Source organism: Propylenella binzhouense (assembly GCF_009866965.1).
Classification (GTDB): Bacteria; Pseudomonadota; Alphaproteobacteria; order Rhizobiales; family Afifellaceae; genus Propylenella; species Propylenella binzhouense.
Genome location: NZ_SPKJ01000001.1, coordinates 70,358 through 86,616 on the forward strand (window position 1 = coordinate 70,358; position 16,259 = coordinate 86,616).

General features: G+C 65.6%; 16 protein-coding genes. 3 read left to right on the forward strand and 13 right to left on the reverse strand.

All coding sequences use genetic code 11. From position 1 onward, the window contains the following. Window positions 1–247: 247 nt before the first annotated feature. From E4O86_RS00405 to E4O86_RS00455, 11 genes are all read right to left on the reverse strand, one after another. Window positions 248–1,309 (reverse strand): DUF7146 domain-containing protein, encoded by a 1,062-nt coding sequence (locus E4O86_RS00405; RefSeq protein WP_161138534.1) that lies wholly within the window; start codon window positions 1,307–1,309, stop codon window positions 248–250. Beyond that, complete coding sequence (locus tag E4O86_RS00410; RefSeq protein WP_161138535.1) at window positions 1,309–5,664, reverse strand: strawberry notch-like NTP hydrolase domain-containing protein; 4,356 nt, start codon at window positions 5,662–5,664, stop codon at window positions 1,309–1,311. The genes E4O86_RS00405 and E4O86_RS00410 overlap by 1 nt, the downstream gene beginning before the upstream one ends. 96 nt (window positions 5,665–5,760) lie before the next feature. Next, entirely contained in the window at window positions 5,761–6,069 is a 309-nt protein-coding gene (locus tag E4O86_RS00415; protein WP_161138536.1) for a DUF4326 domain-containing protein, read from the reverse strand. Window positions 6,070–6,210: 141 nt separating this feature from the next. Continuing rightward, a complete protein-coding gene (locus E4O86_RS00420) occupies window positions 6,211–6,453 on the reverse strand; it encodes a DUF6117 family protein (RefSeq protein ID WP_161138537.1) in 243 nt (80 codons plus the stop codon). After that, a complete protein-coding gene (locus tag E4O86_RS00425; protein ID WP_161138538.1) occupies window positions 6,450–6,875 on the reverse strand; it encodes a hypothetical protein in 426 nt (141 codons plus the stop codon). The genes E4O86_RS00420 and E4O86_RS00425 overlap by 4 nt, the downstream gene beginning before the upstream one ends. 72 nt (window positions 6,876–6,947) lie before the next feature. Beyond that, complete coding sequence (locus E4O86_RS00430; RefSeq protein WP_161138539.1) at window positions 6,948–7,142, reverse strand: hypothetical protein; 195 nt, start codon at window positions 7,140–7,142, stop codon at window positions 6,948–6,950. Between the two features lies 1 nt (window position 7,143). Then, a complete protein-coding gene (locus E4O86_RS00435; protein ID WP_161138540.1) occupies window positions 7,144–7,797 on the reverse strand; it encodes a hypothetical protein in 654 nt (217 codons plus the stop codon). A gap of 71 nt (window positions 7,798–7,868) precedes the next feature. Next, window positions 7,869–8,090: a hypothetical protein gene (locus E4O86_RS00440; RefSeq protein ID WP_161138541.1), complete on the reverse strand. Its 222-nt coding sequence runs from the start codon at window positions 8,088–8,090 to the stop codon at window positions 7,869–7,871. A gap of 61 nt (window positions 8,091–8,151) precedes the next feature. Beyond that, on the reverse strand, window positions 8,152–10,305 hold the full coding sequence (locus E4O86_RS00445) for a ParB N-terminal domain-containing protein (RefSeq protein ID WP_161138542.1): 2,154 nt from the start codon (window positions 10,303–10,305) through the stop codon (window positions 8,152–8,154). Window positions 10,306–10,484: 179 nt separating this feature from the next. Further along, window positions 10,485–10,856: a DUF2958 domain-containing protein gene (locus E4O86_RS00450; RefSeq protein WP_161138543.1), complete on the reverse strand. Its 372-nt coding sequence runs from the start codon at window positions 10,854–10,856 to the stop codon at window positions 10,485–10,487. Beyond that, window positions 10,853–11,815 (reverse strand): ArdC family protein, encoded by a 963-nt coding sequence (locus E4O86_RS00455; RefSeq protein WP_161138544.1) that lies wholly within the window; start codon window positions 11,813–11,815, stop codon window positions 10,853–10,855. Before E4O86_RS00455 ends, E4O86_RS00450 begins: the two co-directional genes overlap by 4 nt. A gap of 328 nt (window positions 11,816–12,143) precedes the next feature. On the opposite strand from E4O86_RS00455, the gene E4O86_RS00460 reads away from it, so the two are divergent. The 3 genes from E4O86_RS00460 (at window position 12,144) to E4O86_RS00470 (ending at window position 14,508) form a co-directional block, all read left to right on the forward strand. Continuing rightward, a complete protein-coding gene (locus tag E4O86_RS00460) occupies window positions 12,144–12,761 on the forward strand; it encodes a type IV toxin-antitoxin system AbiEi family antitoxin domain-containing protein (protein ID WP_161138545.1) in 618 nt (205 codons plus the stop codon). Continuing rightward, window positions 12,754–13,623: a nucleotidyl transferase AbiEii/AbiGii toxin family protein gene (locus tag E4O86_RS00465; RefSeq protein WP_161138546.1), complete on the forward strand. Its 870-nt coding sequence runs from the start codon at window positions 12,754–12,756 to the stop codon at window positions 13,621–13,623. Before E4O86_RS00460 ends, E4O86_RS00465 begins: the two co-directional genes overlap by 8 nt. A 102-nt stretch (window positions 13,624–13,725) precedes the next feature. Then, window positions 13,726–14,508, forward strand: coding sequence for an HNH endonuclease signature motif containing protein (locus tag E4O86_RS00470; protein WP_161138547.1), 783 nt, complete (start codon window positions 13,726–13,728; stop codon window positions 14,506–14,508). 107 nt (window positions 14,509–14,615) lie between these two features. Here E4O86_RS00470 and E4O86_RS00475 read toward each other — a convergent pair whose 3' ends face one another. Both E4O86_RS00475 and E4O86_RS00480 read right to left on the reverse strand, forming a co-directional pair. Beyond that, entirely contained in the window at window positions 14,616–15,101 is a 486-nt protein-coding gene (locus E4O86_RS00475) for a DNA mismatch endonuclease Vsr (protein ID WP_161138548.1), read from the reverse strand. Between the two features lie 12 nt (window positions 15,102–15,113). After that, window positions 15,114–16,259, reverse strand: coding sequence for a PD-(D/E)XK nuclease family protein (locus tag E4O86_RS00480; protein ID WP_161138549.1), 1,146 nt, complete (start codon window positions 16,257–16,259; stop codon window positions 15,114–15,116).

Sequence of the window (16,259 nt, forward strand, 5' to 3'; positions counted from 1 at the left end):
GAAGCGCAGGGCCGAAGCGCCAGCGGAGGACCGCAGGGGGCCGACTATTTTGCTTCGCGATGTAAAGGCGGCTCTGCCGCCGACGGAAAATAGTCGGCCCACAAGGTTGCCGGGCCGGACCGTTTGCCGTCCCGATCGCCCTCTCGAAGGCCGAGGGCGCGGCTCTCTCCGGCGCTTCGGAGCATCGGCCGCCGGCGAGGTTCTGGACCTCACCTCCGTCCCGGCCGTGCGTTCACGGTCGCGGGCTCTATGCGGCCTCGACCATGAAGCGGGCGACGTCCCGAGCCGCGATCTGCGCCCGAAGGTCCTTGCGCAGCACGTCGGGGCCGAGCATGCGGAGATCCTCGTTGAAGTCGCCCAGCGTCGGCGACAGCACGATCGCCTCGATCCCATCGTCGCACGCGCGCTCGATCAGCGTCGCCATCGCACCGTCGCCGGCCGGATCGTCGTCGCGCGCGATGTAGAGGCGGCGCAGCGTGTCCGCGAAGAGGATGGCCGAGAGATGGGCGGCCGACAGAGCGGCGACCATCGGCATGTCGGGCAGCGCCATCCTGAGCGAGAGCATCGTCTCGATGCCTTCGCCCGCGGCCATGACCTCGCCGGCGACGCCGAAGCGGACGGCGTGTCCGAGAAGATCGCCCATCGCGCGGCGTGGCGTGTCGATCGGCGCCTTGCCGAGACGGACAGGATCGAAGCCTTCGGGATCGAGCCAGGTCCGGTGTGCGCCAGTGAGGCGGCCGTCGAGATCGGTGACGGCTGCGATCATGGCGGGCCAGGTCTCGGTCGCGGAATGCTCGTCCGGTCGATAGTAGCAGCGCGCGTGGAAGCGGAGCGATCCGGTTCCGTGCAAAGACGTAATGCCGCGTCGGCGGAGATATGCCTCGACCAGCGTGCCATGGATCGGCCGCGACATGGCGAACAGCCGCCGGGCGGCTTCAGGCGAGCCAGTGGGCGCCGGCTGGATCGTGCGGCGACGCTCGCTCGCCTGCGGCTCGGGTTGCGGCAGGCTGAGGAAGGCGCGCGCCTCCTTGGCGACGTCGGCGAAGTTGACGAGGCCGCAGCTTTCGCGGATCACGTCGAGCAGATCGCCATGTTCGCCCGTGGCGGCGTCGGTCCACTTGCCCGCCGCGCCCTTGCCGCTCTCCGGGCCGATGAGGCGCACGAACATCGAGCGGCCGGGCGTGTTGCGCACGTCGCCGACCATCCAGTAGCGGCCTTCGCGGCGGCCGTTGGACAGGTATTGACGGCACACCGCCTCGGCATTGCGCGCGAGACGGTGTGCCAGTTCCGAAGCATCGAGCCTGGACATCACGCCGCCTCCCGCTCGCCGACGCGCACGACCGGATAGCGGTCCATCACCCTGGCGAGGATCGCGGGCCCGCTTGCGTCGTTGGGCACGAACAGGCGCAGCTTCCACGAGATGATCTCGGAGTAGAGACCGTAGGCGCAAAGCCGCTCGCGCATCGTGTCGGTGAAGCCCGACAGTTCGATGCGATAGCCGCCCATCACCCGGACGCGGCGGAGCTGAAGCCCCTCGGCGAGGTCGATGACGGTCTTGCCTTCGAGGAGGGCGGCGAAGGCGTCGTCCGGTGTCAGCGAAGGCAGGCTGGTCGCGGTGGCCGTCGCCGCCCAGGCGGGCGAGACCCGGCGGCCGATGATGCGTTCGCCGTCATCGGTTTGCAGCCGGTAGACGCGAGTCGACTCGTTCGGCAGCCGCTTCCAGATCGGCAGGAGCAGACCCGCGACCATGTGGATGGTCGAGTCCGCGAACGGCGGCACCTCGTTCAGTTCCGCGGTCCAGGCCGCGGCGAAGGCTGTCTCGTCCGCCTCCTGCCAATGGCTCTCTGCCATGGTGCGCACGGGCATGTTTGGCGCTTCCATCGGCCGGATCAGGCGGACGCGGTATTCGACCTCGCCATCGTCCAGCATGACGGATGGTGCGTGGACCTGCACGGCGGCGCGGCCGGAGCGCTCGTTGATCAGAAGCCGCGCCCCGCGCTCACAGAGCCGGCTCAGCGCTTCGTCGAGCGTGACCGGCCGGTTGCGCTGACGCTGCTTGATGGTCAGCAATCGCGTCTCGGCGCCGGTGCCAGGATGGGTGTAGATCGTCTGTCGATCGGTGACGATGAAGCTTTCGGCCCGCAGCGTCTCCAGTCCCATGTCGTAGGTGCCGGCGGCGATTGCACCCTCGATGCGCCCGTTCAGGAGTTGCTCGAAGGCAGTGAACAGGATGCCTTGCAGCTCGATGGTCAGCGCGAGCATCCGGTTGAGGAAGGTGGTGATCGGCGGCAGCTCGTCCTTGATGCCGTTCGCGTCCATGAGCTTGAGGCCTGTCGCCGCCTCGAACCGCTGCAGCGAGCAGCCCTCGACCTTGCCGCGAACGAGCAGCATGTAGAGCTGGCGCAAGGCGTCACGCGCATAGTGGGACTCCAGATTGTCCTCCGGCCGGAAGAGACCTTGACCGCCAGTCTGGCGCTGGCCGCGCGTGATCGCGCCGAGCGTATCGAGCCGGCGCGCGATCGTGCTGAGGAAGCGCTTCTCGGCCTTGACGTTGGTCGCGACCGGCCTGAACAGCGGAGGCTGCTGCTGGTTGGTGCGATGCGTGCGGCCGAGGCCCTGGATGGCTGCATCCGCCTTCCAGCCGGGCTCGAGAAGATAGTGCACGCGAAGGCGCGTATTCCTCGCCGTGAGCTCGGCATGATAGCTGCGCCCGGTCCCGCCCGCGTCGGAGAAAATCAGGATGCGCTTCTGGTCGTCCATGAAGGCTTGCGCCTCGGCGAGATTGGCGGAGGCGGCCCGGGTCTCGACGACAAGACGGTTGTTTCTGGCGGCGCCGCCCGACTTGCGAACAATGCAGCGCGAGCGGCCGGTCACCTCGGCGACGATGTCGGTGCCGAAGTGCTGGACGAGCTGATCGAGCGCCCCGGGAACGGGTGGCAGGCTGGCGAGCTTGGCAATCAGAGAGTCACGGCGAGCAACCGCCTCGCGGCTCTCGACCGGCTGGCCGTCGCGATAAACCGGGCGTGACGACAGCTTGCCTTCCGAATCCGTGAACGGCTCGTAGAGCTGGACCGGAAAGGAGTGGGCGAGATAGTCGAGAACGTATTCCCGCGGCGTGATATCGACGCGAACGTCGTTCCATTCCTCGGTCGGCAGTTCTGCAAGACGCCGCTCCATCAGCGCCTCGCCCGTCGAGACGATCTGGACGACGGCGGCATGGCCTTCCTCAAGATCGCGCTCGATCGAGCGGATCAGGGTCGGCGTCTTCATCGACGTCAACAGGTGGCCAAAGAAACGCTGCTTTGCGCTCTCGAATGCCGACCGGGCGGCCGCCTTGGCCTGGCGGTTGAGCGTCCCCGAGCCGCCTTCGCTTCCGCCGGTGATGTTGGCGGCCTGCATGGCGGCATCGAGGTTGTTGTGAATGATCGCGAACGCGTCGGCATAGGCGTCGTAGATGCGCGTCTGCTCGGCCGTCAGCTCATGCTCGACCAATTCGTATTCGACGCCGGCGAAGCTCAGCGAACGCGAGGTATAGAGGCCGAGTGCCCGCAGGTCGCGGGCGAGCACTTCCATGGCCGCGACACCGCCGGCCTCGATCGCCTCCACGAACTCGGCCCGCGTCGAGAACGGAAAGTCCTCGCCACCCCAGAGGCCGAGGCGCTGCGCATAGGCGAGATTGTGCACTGTCGTCGCGCCGGTGGCGGAGACATAGACAATGCGGGCGTCGGGAAGTGCATGTTGCAGCCGCAGGCCGGCGCGGCCCTGCTGCGAGGCTTCCTGATCGCCGCGTTCACCCTTGGCGCCGACCGCGTTCTGCATGGCATGGGCTTCGTCGAAAATGATCACTCCATCGAAGTCGGAGCCCAACCATTCAACGATCTGCCTCACGCGGGAAAGGCGTTCGCCGCGGTCGTCGGACCGTAGCGTGGCGTAGGTGGTGAATAGGACGCCTTCCCGAAGCGTGATCGGCTTGCCCTGCGGGAATCGCGAGAGCGGCGTGACGAGCAGGCGCTCCATGCCAAGCGCGGACCAGTCGCGCTGCGCGTCCTCGATGAGCTTGTCGGACTTGCTAATCCACACCGCCTTGCGCCGGCCCTGCATCCAGTTGTCGAGGATGATGCCGGCCGACTCGCGCCCTTTGCCGACGCCGGTGCCGTCGCCGATCATGCAGCCGCGGCGGAAGCGGACCGCGCCCTTGGCGTCCTCGGCGGTGGCGGTCACGATGTCGAGGGTGTCGTCCACGGTCCAGGCGCCGGCGAGATAGTCGGAATGCGCCTCGCCGGCATAGATGACGGTTTCGAGCTGGGCGCAGGAAAGCAGGCTGAGGATGTTCGCCGGAAGGCGCGGACGATAGCTCGGCTTCGGCGGCGCGACCGAGGCCATCGCCGCCGACTGGACGAGCTGCGTCGGGTGATCCTGAGCGGCGGGAATCCGGATGCTCTGGAGCGCATAATCCTCGTAGATGGAATCGGAGAGGCGCGCGCCCTGCGGCGGCGTCCAGTCGACCGTCTCGTAGGTGAGCTCGATGCCGGCTGGTTCGGCCGCGCTCGTGGACTGCGATGCGGCTCGGGCGGCGCGAGCGATGTAGCCGCGAACGGTGCGCGGCGTGGTGACAGTCGGAACGGCGACGGAGGGAGCGACCGGCAGCCGTGCCGGAACGTGCTCCGCGATCCAGGCCAGCAGCGTGGCAATGTCCGGCGCGACGCCAGGCGCAGCCGGGAACACGGTGGGATCGTCGGCCGGGCGCTTGTCGATGACGGTCAGCCGCGTCGGGAACGTCGTGCCGTGCCTGGCATATATCCGGCCGTCGATGGCGGCGGAGAAGACGACGCGCCCGCGCTCCTGCAGCCGGACATAGGAGTCGCGCCAGGCCGGAGCGTCGGGCGCGAAGTTGGCCCCGGTGATCGCGACCAGGCGGCCGCCATCGGCGAGCCGCGCCAGCGCCGAGCCGATATGGCGGAGCGCGGCGTCGGCCATGCGGCCCTGCACGTTCGCCATCGCCGAGAACGGCGGATTCATGATGACGACGCTCGGCACGATGGCGGCATCGAGGTGATCGTGAATCTGCGCGGCGTCGTGCCGGGTCACCCCGATGGTCGGAAACAGCAGCGAGAGAATGCCGGCGCGGGTTTCGGCCAGTTCGTTGAGGATGAGCGATCCGCCCGCGATCTCCGCGAGGATGGCGAGCAGGCCGGTGCCGGCCGACGGCTCTAGCACGCGGTCGGCCGGCGTGATCGCGGCGGCAGTCAGTACCGCGAGGCCGAGCGGGATCGGCGTCGAGAACTGCTGGAGGGCCTCGCTCTCGGTCGAGCGGCGCGTGTGCGTCGGCAGGAGGCCGACGATCTTCTCCAGCATGGGGAGGGCCAGGGCCGGAGAACCGGCCTTGCGTAGAAGCGCCTTTCCGTATTTGCGGAGAAACAGAACGGTCGCGGCCTCGCAGGCGTCGTAGGCCGTCTTCCAGTCCCAGGCGCCGGACGTATCGGAGCCGGCGAAGGCTTGCTCCATCACGGCACGTAGGAACGCCGCGTCGACTTGGCGGCCCTGTTCGAGATAAGGGAGGAGGAGCTGGGCGGCCGTGCCGATGCAGCGAGCGATACCAGGACGCGGCGCAAGCGCGGGTGTCGCGACCGCAGGCGCGGCCGCGAGAGCGGTGGATGTGGTCATGTCGGTGAACCTCGGGAGAGCGGAATGGGCGAGCCGGCCGGCGCTCTCTCTGGACCGCTCCGGCTCAAACCCGTCCTGGCCAAGCTCTCCCTCTCGTCACGCCGCCGCCTTCACCGCGCGCCACCATGCGACGCGCTCATCGCGTGTGGCGTTGGCGACGCGCAGCAACAGATCGCCGTGACACGGACGCGGCGCGCAGAAGCAAACGAGGTTGCGTCCGCGTAGCTCGTCGAGCGCGCGCAAGAGATGATGCTGATCCGCAAGCCAGCGCTCGTATTTCGCGATGACGGCGGCGCGGTCGCCGTCGGAGCCAATCCGGAACGGATTGCCCCACTTCGAGCCGCGGCCAATGTAGACGGCGCCCGCCGGCACGCCTGCGTGATGCTTGTTGAGGACCCTGCACATCCGACGTCTCCTGATTCCGATGCGACGGACTGGCGTTGGATGCGGCCGAGGCCCGGTCGGTCACGCATCGCAGGCGATGTGGGAACGGCTCGCCCGTTGACCGGCCGGCCGCCGCGTCCAGACAGGCTATGGTGCGAGGGATCAGAAGGTCGGCTTGTCCGGCAGGGTTGCCGCAGGAGGCATGTAGGCGTCGAAGGGATTGCCGTCGGCGAGATGGCCGAACGGCGTGAACACGAAATCCGAGCCGTCGCGGCCGACAGCGCAGATGACGTAGCGCGGCTCGCCGGTCGCGGAGTCAGCGCACTCCATGAGCGCGAGGTTGCCGTCAGCCGCAGCTCGCAACAGAGTCGCGAAATTGGTGCGCGCGTGATCGGGGATACTCATCGCGCACCTCGCTTGCTGCGCTTGGTCGAAAGCGTGCTGTCGAGCCAGGGATTGGTCGCAGTCCAGGTGACGGTCTTGCGGCGGCTGAGATCCAGCACGTGGGCGCCGCCCCCGAAGGCGTTCACGCGCGGGCGTGAGCAGGTGTTCGCCCACTGAAAACCCCAGCGCCCGGCAAGGCCGAATTCCTCGGCGCATCGAAGCACGAAGTCGATCACCGCCTGCGGATCGCCGGTGACGTCATCGCGAATCCAGAGCTGGGTTCCGCTATGCTCAGGCTGGATGGACAGAAGGAACGCATCGGACGGCGTGTCCTCCGCGTCGTTCTCCTCCATCATGCGATTGTAGAGTTCGAGCGCACGCGCGGCATTCTCCGGCGTGCCGACATCGAGAAGACAGGAGAAGTGTGTGAAGTATTTGGCCATATCAGGCTCCTGAAACGACGAAGCCCGGCGCGATGGCCGAGCTGGGTGAAGGACGGGGTTGCTGCTGGAAGGTTAGAGCCGAAATTCGGTGACGAGCCGCTGCGCGTTGGCGTGATGCTCCAGCATCTCGCGGTAAAATCGCCTGCGCGCCTCCCGCTTCGCCGGATCACGCCGCGCCGATCGCGTGAGCTTGCGCCGAGCAGCGCGGATCACTGCTCGGTCGCTGGCCCAGACCGTGACGTCGAGGCGGATATACGTGCCGTACATCTCAGCCTCCCTTCGCCTGCTTGGCTGCTCGCAGGGCGGCGATCACCGCGCGGAATTCCGCTGCGCCGATCTCTTCTGAGAGATCGATGCTGGCGGCGACCGTCAGGCAGGCGGCGTGAATGTCGCCTTCCGACACGGCTTCTGGTGCGAGACCCGCAAACCTGGGATCGGTCTCGATGATCGCGGCGATCTGGTCGCGAACGCGATCCTCCGCGAGCTGCGCCAGGACGTGACAGGGACGCGGCGCCGCGATGGGATCGTCGGGATCGCGGGCGCCGGTCAGGATCGCGTCGGCCTTGGCGACCGCGGTGCTTGCTCGCGCGAGCCAATACGCGTCGGTACGCCGTTGGGCGACCTGGTCCGCAATGACGATCTTGAGGAGGCCGAACAGCACCTCGAAGTGCGTGACCTTGCGCTGGATGGTCTCATCGAAATGCGATGGGACCGGCACGGGCGCGCCCGAATAGGCGGCGTTGGCGCCGAGCCAGATGCCGGTGACATAGGTTTCGCCGGCGGCCTCGTAGTCGAGCTTGTCATTGGACCAGTCATCGTCCTCGATGGCCTGGCGACAGGCTGCAGCGGGTGTTGCGGCGTCATAAGTCCGCTGCCTGTAGACGGGCACGCGGTAGGTGGTCTCGATCGTATAGGTGGGCATGTCAGGGTCCTGAAAAAGCGAAGCCCGGCGCGGTGGCCGGGCTGTTGGGGGGTGGATGGAGAAAAGGCGGGCTAGTAGCCGAATCGCCACGACGGCCAGGGCTGGCCGTCATCGGCGGCCTTGACCGCCTCCCCGAGATAGTCGGCATTCCCTTCCACGACGGTCGGGTTCTCGACGGGCGTTTCGTCGATCACCGTCACGGCGCAGACGAGGCCGTCCTCCACCTCGACATGGACGGGCACGTGATACTGAAAGACGACGCGGCGCGGCATGGCCGAGCTGAGCTTGGTCATCGGAATGCTCCTTGTTGAGAAATGGCGGGAGCGACCGCAGCCGCCCCCGCCATGGTTCGCGTCACTCGGCGGCGATCATCGCCGGGTCGTCGGCGTCGGCTTCGCCGTCACCCGGTTGCTCGTCCTCATCGTCGGCGAGGAATGCCGGCAGCGCATCGTCGCCGTCGGTCTCGCTCGCGTCCGCCGTGCTCGTTGCGTCGGGATCGGCGGGACGCAAGGGCTCCGGCAGCCAGCCGGTATCCGCGAGCAGGCGCTCGGCCTCCTTGGCCATGTCGGCCTTCTTGAGGTGGTCGATGAGCTGCGCCTTCTCTTCGCCGAGCGCTTCTCGCACGGCTTCGACGATCCGGCTCTTCGTGACGCGGCCGAGATAATTCGCGACGCTCGGACGCCATCCAGCCTCCACCATGTCGAGGCCCGTGGCACGCGCGAGCCGTTCGGCTTCGCGCATCCGCCGGTCGAGCCCGTGCTGGGAGACGCCGTTGCCGCTATAGGGATTCGGACGCTCGTAAAGAGCGTTGACCCCGTAGCTGACGCAATGCGCGAGCAGCGCGAGACGGCTTGCATCGTCGAGCCCTGCGATCCAGTCCCATAGGCGATCGTCGTCCTCGAGCGGCATGTCGGCCTTCCAGGCCTCGACGCGCGCCTCGATCGCCTTGGCGGAGGCGCTGTGCTTCAGGTCGGTGGCCTGGACAGGGAAGTGAACCTCGCGAACTGCTGCCTCGACGGCGGAACCGTGTGCGTTGCGCTTGAAGGCGTCGAGCACGAGCTTGTGCAGGAGCGCCGTGAGGGCGACATGCGGGTGATTGGCGACTGATTCACGCAGCGCCAGCGTGCGATGCGCGGTGAGCTCGATGACCAGGCGCTCGGGCAGCGGTTTGACGCCATCATCGTCCTCATCATCGTCGCCCTCTAGTTCTTGTCCGCCGATGGTGATGACAGCGCGCTGAACGGACGGTGTTGCGGGAGCATAAACCCCGCCGTCCTCTCCATCGGCCTCGGCGTCGCCGCCGTCGACGGCAACAGGGGCCTCGTCCTCGGGCCGCACATAGCCACGGTCGACCACGATGTCGCCGTCGCGGTCCACGCTGACGAAGACCCCGGCGCGAGCGATCTCGGCGGGATCGTAGACGACCGGGCGCTTCTCGAAGGCATCGAGAGCCTCCTCGATCTCGCCCAGCCGCTGATCGATCTCGTCCGGCAGCTCGTCGGCGCCATCATATTTCGCCTCGAGCCGATCGTATTCTGCGCGCAGCGTCTCGCGGTCGGCCCGTTCCTCGTTGGTGAGATCGACGGAAGCGCCGGTGATCTGGCGCAGACCATGATCGTAGCCATACGGTAGGTCGAGGTCGATCTTCACCCACTTCCAGCCTTCGCTGGCGATCTCTTCGGCCACGGTCTTGAGCCGCTCGCCGACCAAGCGATGGAGCAGCGCTGGGTCCTGGAGCCAGCCGCCGTTATCGTCCTCGAACAGGTCGCGCAGCACCGCGCCACCGGCGGCGACATATGCGTCGATGCCGACGAAGCGCGCACGCTTGTCGGACGCCGCAATCGTGCTCTCGGTGAGCAACTGGCGGATATGCCAGGGCTGCCGATTGTACGAATGCTGCACCGCCTCCCACACCTGCTCCTGACGCTCGTGATCCGGGTTGACGGTGAAGGCCATCAACATGTCGAGCGTCATGCTCTCCGCGGCATAGGCATCGCGGAGCGTCGGCGACACCGCGTTGAGACGGAGGCGCTGTTTGACGACCTGAACGGTCGCGAGGTACGCCGCTGCGATCTCCTCCTCGGTCATGCCCTTGTCGAGCATGTCCTGGAAGGCGCGAAACTGGTCGAGCGGGTGAAGGCCGGCGCGCAGCAGGTTCTCGGCGAGGGAGTCGTCCTCGGCGAGGATCTTGGTGTCGGACTTGCGCACAATGCAGGGCACGAGCCCGTCCTTGGGGAAGCGCTTGGCCTTGACCAGGCGCTCGATCGCCCGATAGCGGCGACCGCCGGCCGGCACCTCGAACATGCCGGTCTCATTGCCATCGGCATCAAGGACGGGGCGGACATTGAGGCCCTGGACCAGGTCCTCGCGCCGGCCGATGTCGTGGGTTAGCTCGTCGAGGTCGGCCTCAGGCCGGATGCGCCGGACATTCGACTCGGACAGCACGAGCTTGTTGAAGGGGATGTCGCGCGAACGCGAGAAGACGATCTTCTTGGTAGCCTTTGCCATATCGGTTTGCTCCGCGACGGGCGCCGAGAGCCTCTCTCTCGGACCTAAACCCGTCACGAAGCGAAGCGTCGCCCTCTTACTCTGAGGACGGCGCAGCCTGCTGACGATCCGGAGAAGGGCAGAGCCGGAGACGCGCGCGAACGCGCATCTCCGGCCCGGGAGTTCCAGGATGAGGCGCTTCACACGCCATCACCACGAGCACGCTGCGCGCGGTAGAGGATGCGTTCGGCGGCGCGGACGCTTCCTGCCTCGCGGGCGGCCTCCGCCCAGGTCGAGAGCGTGAAGTCGCCGGTGAAGAGGATGTCGCGTTCGATCCCCATCCCGAACGGCAGACGGATCGAGGTTAGCTCCTCGAGGGAAAAGCTGCCGAGCTCAGGATCGCCGAGATCGGCTAGGCCGAATAGCGTGTCGCCGTCGCCGTCCAACTCGGTAGCGAGCCAGACGCCTTCGCCCAGGGGATTAAAGAACTTGACGACAGGGACATGATCGGCGCCGCGTTCGCGGCCGTTGGCGAGCAGACGCTCGCGCAGGTCGTCGGTCAGGAGGATCATGCCGCCCTCCTATCGATGTTGGTTTCGTCGGACTCCGTGGCGGCGGTGGTCTCTGGCAGGAAAGTGAGCAGCCAATCCGCAGCCTTGCTGGCCTGGGATGCGGAGCGGACAATGGCGCGATTGTCCTCCCGTAGCACGTCGAGCCACGAGGCGATGTAGTCGGTGTGCCGCACAGTCGGGACGATGCCGAGGGAGGCGCAGCAGAAGGCCGCGTTCATCTCGGCGACCAGTTCCTCAAACGCATACTTCTTCGAGCCGAAGGAGCCGGAAAGATCGCGGCCGAGGCGGGACGCATGGCCTGTCGCATGACCAAGCTCATGCAGGGCTGTGCGGTGCCAGTTGATCGTCTCGAAATAGGCCTGCGGAGGCGGCACCTGAACGTAGTCGTGCGCTTGCACGTAGAAGGCGCGATTGCCCCCGATCCGGAAGTCGATTCCCGTCGCCTTGATCAGCGCCTCTACGCGCGGCTCGATCAGGCCGGCCTCCGGTGCGGGTGGCGCGACGGCGAGGTCATCGGGCAGGTCCTCGCATTGCGCGACGTTGAAGACGGTGAAGCGCTTGAGGAACGGAATGGCCTGCGCTTCCTCGCCGGTTTCCTGCGCGCGCTTCTTCTCGTCGTCGGGAATGAAGCGGTCGGCGTAGACGACGGTGGTGCCGCGCTCGCCCTTGCGGACATGGCCGCCGAGTGAGAGCGCCTGGCGGAACGTCAGCCAGCACTGCAGCGGGAAGCCATGCTCGATCACCGCGCCCCACAGGATCAGCACGTTGATCCCCGAATACTGCCGGCCGGTTGCCGCGTTGGCTGGCATGGCGAGCGGCGCTTTCGCCCCGGCCGTGCCCCAGGGTTGGACCCAGGGCACGCGGCCGGCCTCCAGCTCGGCGATGATCTTGTTGGTGATGTCGTCATAGAGGCTCGCCCGGTCGGCGCCGGCACGAACGTTGCGGTTATGTCTGGACATCGCGGTTCTCCGCGACGGGCGCCGGAGGCCTCTCCTCCAGCCCTCAACCCGTCACGGCGAACCCGGTCCGCACTCTCACTCTCTAGGGGCGTTGCGGGGGTGTCCCCGCAGAAGGGGTCGGCCGAGACCTTGGCTCGGCCGCAGGGGAAGGCCTTCCCCTCCACTCACTTGGATCACGTCTCTATCACTTCCAATCTGCGGGGCGGTGACTTCCCAATCACTATGCGTCGCATCTCCGATTTTCCAAGGACGAGCAGGCTACCAAAGGCAGGAGGGAGGTGATACAAAACCTCGTAGTATAGGAGCCATATTACGAGTATTTGTATCAATGCCTCACACCGGTTCCCAGCGGCAAGCCGCCAAGGCCCTTCTTCAGGAGCGAGGAATCGTGCGCCTAGCCGAACTGCGCACCGCCGGCATAACAGCCGCCACGATGAGCCGTATGGAAAGGGACGGCGAAGTGCTGCGGCTGGCCCGGGGACTATATCAACTCCCCGATGCAGCGCTGGACGCAAGCCATAACCTGGCCGAAGCCGCCAAGCGCGTACCCAAGGGCGTCGTCTGTCTGGTTTCGGCGCTCGCCTTCCACGGCCTTACCGATCAGCTTCCGAGGAAAGTCTGGCTCGCGATCGGTCAGAAGGACTGGGCACCCAAACCAGACAGTTCGTCCATTCGGATCGTCCGTTTCACGGAGAGCCTGCTCACCGAAGATGTGGAGACGCACATCATCGAAAGCGTGCCGGTGAAGGTCTTCAGCGTCGCCAAGACCATCGCAGATTGCTTCCGGCATCGCAGCAAAATCGGCCAGACAGTCGCCATCGAGGGGCTTCAGGAAGCGCTGCGTCAGCGCAAGGCCACGCCGGGGGAAATTGCCCGCCAAGCTGAACGCGGGGGCGTATCCACCGTGATCCGGCCCTATCTCGAAGCGCTGACTGCGAATGGCTAAGGAGCTCAAGAATATCGACGCGTCAGTACGCGCGCGCCTCTTGAGCCTCTCCAAGGCGAGTGGCCAAAGCTTCGAACTGGTCCTCATCCGATTCGCGCTGGAGCGGCTGCTCTTCCGGCTTGGTCGATCGTCTCATGCAGACCGTTTCGTGCTGAAGGGTGCGATGCTGCTCATGAGCTGGTTCGACGATCCGCACCGCGGCACGCGCGATCTCGACTTGCTTGGTTTCGGGGACCCAGACCCCGAACCGATGCTCGCAGCATTCCGGGAAATCCTCACCATCGATGCCAACGATGGCGTGACCTTCGACGCCGACGCGCTCCGGGTCGATCGCATCCGTGAAGAGCTGGAATATGGCGGTCTGAGACTCAGAACCACGGCTTCGATCAGCGGAGCTCGGGTCAATCTGGTGATCGACATCGGCTTCGGCGACACCTTGGAGCCGGGTGCTGAGATGCTGGAATACCCGACGTTGCTCGACTTTCCGGCGCCTCGCCTTCGCGCCTATGCCCGCGAGACCGTCATCGCCGAGAAATTCCAGGCGATGGTGGCGCTCGGCCGTACCAACAGCCGGATGAAGGACTTCTACGACATCTGGATTCTGAGCCGGTCGTTCCCATTCGACGGCGATCGCCTGCCACGCGCCATCGCGGCTACTTTTACCCGCCGTGAAACACCGATCCCGATAGAGTTGCCAGACGCGCTGACGCCGGCTTTCGCCGTAGATCAACAAAAGCAGCGGCAATGGCGGGCATTCGTTGAAGACGTTGCTCTCGACCCCGGGGATCTGGCAGCAGTGATCCGGGATATTGCAGACTTCCTGATGCCGCATGCCATGACCGCCGCACGGATAAATCAATGAGCAAACTTTGGACCATGGCCACAGTAAGCCGGAGACGTAACAGCGAACAAAACGCCGTCTCTCGCACGTGGCCACCAACATATCGAGCGGGAGGTTTCCTCGATGGCCGGTCCATCTGAAACAACGGTCAGGCGGCTCTTCGCCCTGTCGGGAAACCTCTGCGCCTTTCCGGATTGTTCGCTGCGCATCGTCGAACCCGATGGGACCATTACGGGAGAAATCTGTCATATCCGCGCGCATCGTAAGGGCGGTCCCCGGTACCATGCCATGCAGACGGAGGAGGAGCGTCACGGCTTTGGCAATCTCGTGCTCCTCTGCCGCCGCCACCACAAACTCGTTGATGCCCAACCCAATGTGTATTCGGCGGAATCATTGCTGGAAATCAAGGTCCTCCGCGAACGGGAGATGGGCCGGCCCGAGCAACCCGCCGACGGCTTCTACGCCAAGATTCTCCTCAATGACCTTCGGCGGATCACGGTGAAAAACGATGGCGGCAATGTCGCAATCGATAGCCCAGGAGCGATACAGGCTCAAACCATCAACGTGAAAACTATCCGGAAGACGGTGAAGATCAACGCACCGCCAGGCACTATCGGGGCCGATCAGAACGCGAGCAGGTACATTCAGTATCTCATCAACCGTTACAATGAATTCGCCAGTGCGGACAAAACGCGTGCGTTAAAATTCAGCTTCGGCGCGATTTCTAAAAATATAGAGAGCAATTTCGGCTCGCCCTGGAGACTCCTTCCGATAGAACAATTCTCTTCCTTATGTGAATACCTTCAGCGGCGCATCAGCAAGACACGCGTAGCAAAGCTGAACACGGCCAAAAGCCACCGTTCGTTTTCCACTTTTGAGGAATTCACCTGCGGTAAAGCGGTTTGAATCGCACCGACGCTTTAGAAGGGCGCGATCCGGCCCTGAGGCTCGGCCAATAATACGGCCAAGGGTGTGCGCTCATCCCTGAATGCGGCGGGCTGCGGAAACGGAAGCTAGGCGTAAGGCGGTTTTACGAACTCACGAACCTCAGACGGGGCGAAAAATGCCTGGAGGGCGCGCTTGAGGCGCTCGCCATTCCGAACGTCGCATTCCCAGACAACGAGCACGCGATAGCCTTGCGCTTCTAGAGCTGCGATCTTTTCGGCATCGCGGGCCTGGTTTCGGGCGAGCTTCTCGCCCCAGTAGCTGGTATTCGATTTCGGTGACGACGCAAGCCGGCAGCCTGTGTGGGAGTGCCAGAAGCACCCATGGACAAAGATCGCCCACTTGCGGCTTTTGTTCGCGAGGTCCGGCTTGCCTGGGAGGTCGACGACATGGTTGCGGAAACGTAGGCCAAGGGCTTGTACGGCCGATCGGGTCAGCACTTCCGGCTTCGTATTCTTTGAGCGGATGCGCGCCATCATCTGGGAGCGCGTAAGTGGTTCACGCTTCCGGCGCGGTGGTATCTTTGCGACCGGTGATGACTTGGACTTGGGCACCTAGCTTTCCTGTCACGACAATTGATTTGCGCTCGCAGGCGTCGCGCCCGTCACTACGCCGGGTAGATCGTCCACCGCGAAGACGCAGGTCGACGGGTCTGCGCGGAGCCGGCCGTCGGGCTTCAGCTTAGCGGAGACGATTCTCCAGCGCGCGTCCTTTGGCGACGCGGTCAGATCACCGTGAATGCTCCGGCGCAAAACGAGCGGCTGTATTTCTGGCGGCATGAATGGCTGATGGATAGAGAGATACGCAGTGTAGAGGTCTCCGTCCTGACCCAGCTCGATCCGGTCCAGCACGCCCGCCGCCGCGGTCTCTGTGAGGCCGTTTGAACCGGCCGTTGCGAGCCACGGCCAGAATGCTGGGCAGAGCGCTTGGAAGGGGCATGCGGTGCATGCCTCCTCTCCGGGCCGAGCAAGCGCTTCTGGCGGAGCAGCTGCAGCAAGAGCCCGATTCAAGCTGTCGAGCGCGGCAAGTGCGTCTCTGGCTTCTGCCCCGCAGACTGCGGGATCGAGCGGCACATCCATGGTCTGGCCTGATGCGGCGACAATGCGGCCTTGCGCCGGCCACCGCCCCAGCGCTTCGGCGATGATAGCTGCGTAGAGTCGAAGCTGTCGGCGGAAGCCTTCAAGCACGGCCCCCGCTCCGCGCCAGGCCGGATCAGGAATCGAGGACTTGTATTCTGTAAGGACACGGCCATCGAAACGGTCCGGGCGGCCGGCAAGCCGGCCTCCTCGCGCTAGAAGCAGTCGTTCGGCAGACACACTGCCGCTGCGCGGCGCCTTGCGCTGGCTGCCGGTATTCGCTGCGACGATACCCTGCGCCGACGAGAGCGCCCGCTGCCGGACAAGAAAATAGCCCGGCCAGCGGTCGGGCGCCGCGTAGCGCGCGTCGAGCGGATGCGATCTCGCCGCCGCAGCTGCCTCATCGACCGCCGCCTTCCAGACCTGCTCCGTGGTTGCGGCTGTTGCACCGGGCTGTGCAGCCGCTTCCGCGACCTTGTGGAATGCCGTTCCTAGCCACGCGCGTGGATCATGCAGGACGAAGCTCTCCGCAGCCCGCGATGCGGCGAAGGCACCACGGAGCGCGCACAAGCGCATGTGAGACCATAAGGTCGGGCCGGTGCGGTCGAGGGGCGTGAGGACGATCCGGCGGTGCAT